The 3,204-nt window shown below is 66.4% G+C and carries 2 protein-coding genes and 1 pseudogene; 1 reads left to right on the top strand and 2 read right to left on the bottom strand.

Translation table 11 applies throughout. The features are described 5' to 3' along the window. Positions 1 to 1,048: pseudogene (locus QH283_RS03945) on the bottom strand (hypothetical protein); the annotation flags it as partial. 253 nt (positions 1,049 to 1,301) lie between these two features. Between QH283_RS03945 and QH283_RS03940 the strand changes: the two are divergent. Continuing rightward, positions 1,302 to 2,633: a hypothetical protein gene (locus QH283_RS03940; protein WP_280501653.1), complete on the top strand. Its 1,332-nt coding sequence runs from the start codon at positions 1,302 to 1,304 to the stop codon at positions 2,631 to 2,633. On the opposite strand, the gene QH283_RS03935 is transcribed toward QH283_RS03940, so the two are convergent. Continuing rightward, positions 2,614 to 3,015: an NUDIX hydrolase gene (locus QH283_RS03935; RefSeq protein ID WP_280501652.1), complete on the bottom strand. Its 402-nt coding sequence runs from the start codon at positions 3,013 to 3,015 to the stop codon at positions 2,614 to 2,616. The two genes, QH283_RS03940 and QH283_RS03935, sit on opposite strands and share 20 nt — an antisense overlap. Positions 3,016 to 3,204 lie beyond the last annotated feature (189 nt).

Genomic DNA, 3,204 nt, shown 5'->3' with positions numbered 1-3,204 from the left:
CCGTGTTGACGATCAGATTCGTCAACGGCTCACTCGCCGCCGCATACAGGGTGAACAGCTGGTGGACCAGCTCCGCGTCGTCCAGACCGGCGGGATGCGCGAGCAGCCAGGACGTGATGTCCTCCCCCGGCTCGACCCGCTTGCGGGCGACGAGCTCGCCCAACGCCGCCACCGCCGACCGGTTCCCGCTCACCGCATCGGCGGTGGAATCGAACATCGTCGCCATGCCGGCGGCGGCCCGCTCGCTGATATCGGGGTCGCAGCCGATCAGCTCGCCGATCACCTCGAAGACCAGCGGGCGGGCGTAGTCGGCGAGCAGGTCGGCCCGGCCGGTGGTGCTGAACCCGTCGATCAACCGCACGGCGCTACGCTCGACCACATCGTGCACAGCGGTCAGATCCACACGGCCCAGGGCGGCTACGTTGGCCGCTCGATACCGCGCATGTTCGATCCCGCTGCTGCGCAGAGCATTCGGACGCTTCTCCAGCATCGGCAGAACAGGGCAGCCCCGGGGAACATCACACTGCCAGGAACTAGGATCGGCGGGGAAGTGCTCGGGATCGTTGAGGATCTGGAGTGCGGTCCAGTAGCCGATCACCAAAGTCGCCGGAACTCCGGGAGCCAGCCAGACCGGCACCAATGGCCCGAACTGTGCTCGCATCTGGGCGTATGCGGCGTGTGGGCCGGATGCGAATTGATCAGTGAAGAGCGGGACACGCGACTTGTTGTCGGCATCCGGCGGTGAACCGCGGCGACCCACGGGGCACTCGCTGGAGAAGGTCCCATCGAACCGCCTTGTGGACGAGGAGGTGGTCAGCGGTTGCGAACTGCATCGATTGCTCGGGCGGGCGACAGGTCCGGCGCCCATCGCTCCGACGTCGCCCTGCCCGTCGGGGCCGACCTGCTCACGCTGCACCTGCCGGGACTTGTCGGGCTGCGCAGCGGTAAAGGCGTATGACTTCCGAGAACCGACAAGAAACGGCACGAGCACGCCGAAAGCCGCCAGCGGAAGAACCGCCAGAAACGCACACATTTCGTACACAGACATCTCAGATCCTCTGGAAAACGGATGATTTGGGGGCCGTGCTGCGCATTTCCGGGCGGTCACGCGTCGCTACGGCCTCGCCTCGTACTTGGCGCTTAACCAGGCAACCCCTCAGGGCCCGGCCCCCGGAAGGCATGCACGACAGGCGGGTGTGTGCAGGAGGGGTGTGCACACTGGCGGTTTCATAGCAAGAGCGCAAAACAGCTGCGAGACTTCAGTAATGGGACGCCAACCGAAGCAACCCAACCGACAGCTGATGGACCTGTTGCAGGAGTCGCGGCTGAGCAGAAAGGGCCTCGCGCGCCGAATCGTTGAGCGCGGATCCGCCATCGGCTTGGAACTCGGCTACGACCACACGTCTGTGGGCCGCTGGCTAGCCGGGGAGCAACCGACCCCGCCGACGCCCGGCCTGATCGCCGAAGTCCTCACGGAGGTCACCGGCCGCCGCGTCAGCGTGGCCGACTGTGGCTTGTTCGGCGGGGAGGTGTCCGCTGACCTCGGTCTGGAGTTCTCACTGAGTCTCGCGGAGGCGACCGCTGCCGCGACCGCCCTGTGGAGGAGTGATGTGGAACGTCGGCGGTTCCTGGTGGGTGCGTCGTACGCGGTCGCGGTCTATCCGGCAGCCTCGATACGGTGGCTGACGATCCCCGGACCGGAGCACCCTGTCTCCAAGGAAGGGATACGGCGGATCGGCCAAGGCGATGTGGACGCGGTGCGGACGATGACAACAGCGTTCCGGGATCTGGACAACCGCGTCGGCGGCGGCAAAGTGCGGTCGACGATCGTGCATTACCTTCACAGCTCGGTCGCGCCGCTTCTGCAGAGCTCGTACACGGAGCCGATCGGCCGACAGTTGTTCGCCACCACAGCAGAACTGACGAAGCTCGCAGGTTGGGCGGCCTATGACTTGGAGGAACACGGGCTCGCGCAGCGCTACCTGATTCAAGCGCTGCGTATGTCGCGCGCTGCAGGAGATGCCGGCCTCGGTGCCGAGATCTTGGCCGCGATGTCCCACCAGGCCACCTACGTCGGTCGCCCCGGGGATGCGGTAGATCTCGCCCGAGCAGCGCAGATCGCTGCCCGCACGACCGGGCTGGCGGTGCTCGAATCGGCGTGCCACATGGTAGAGGCGCACGGGCATGCCGCTCGACGGGACTCCTCGACGTGCGCCAGGTCCCTGAACGCGGCCGAGCGCGCCTATGAGCGCGCCGACACCGCACGTCCGGCCTGGCTCGACTACTTCGACGGCGCGTACCTGTCGGCGAAAACAGCACACTGCTTCCGGGATCTCGGCGACCAGAGGCGCGCCGCCGGTTTCGCCGAGCGGTCCCTGGCCATGGTCGACGGATATACGCGGGGGCGCATGTTAAACCTGTGCCTACTCGCTTCTGCCCGCGCCGATGAAGATCCACGCGAAGCGGTACGGATCGGAAACGACGCGCTCGGCGTGGCGGCGGGGCTGGAGTCGCGACGCAGCCTGGCCTACCTGCGGGAAATTCGGCACCGCCTCGCCCCACACGCCGCGCTCCCGGAAGTGGCCGACTTCCGGGAACGCGTGCGTGAAGCAGCTATGCCCCGGGCAGACTGAGCGCGCGGTAGAGCGCGACGACCGTTGCAGCGCCGACGATCTCGCCGCGATCGATCATCTCGACCGCCTCATCCAGCGGGAACCAGCGCACGTCTTCGGCCTCGTTGATGTCTGGGCGGGTGTCGGTGAGATAGGCACCGCGGGCGAGGTACACCTGTTGCGGATGGTCCAGAGTGCCGATCGCGGGCTGGTAAGTGACAAGGTGCTCCATCGAGCGCGGCCGCCACCCGGTCTCCTCTTCGACCTCACGAGCTGCGGCCGCCGCGATGTCTTCGGCGTGGTCGACATATCCGCCCGGCAGCTCCCACACCCATCGGTCGATGATGAATCGGTGCCGGTACATCAGCAGCGCTTCTCGGCGTTCGTTGAGCACCAGGGTCATTGCGCAGGCCGGCATGCGGGCGACGTACTGGGTGAACTTGATGCCGTCTGTCGCGCGTCAGACTTTGTGGCAGGGCCCGTTTGTTGCGGGTTTGACCTGTAGAAGGAGTCTGATCGTTCATGGCGAGACCGCCGGCTGTACCGGCTGAGGAGAAGGTCAGGATCGTGTTGTCGGTCCTGGCCGGTGAGG

The organism is Nocardia farcinica (genome assembly GCF_029867845.1).
Classification (GTDB): domain Bacteria; phylum Actinomycetota; class Actinomycetes; order Mycobacteriales; family Mycobacteriaceae; genus Nocardia; species Nocardia farcinica_A.
The sequence above is the reverse complement of the archived record's forward strand: the minus strand, read 5'-3'. Positions and strand labels throughout refer to the sequence as shown.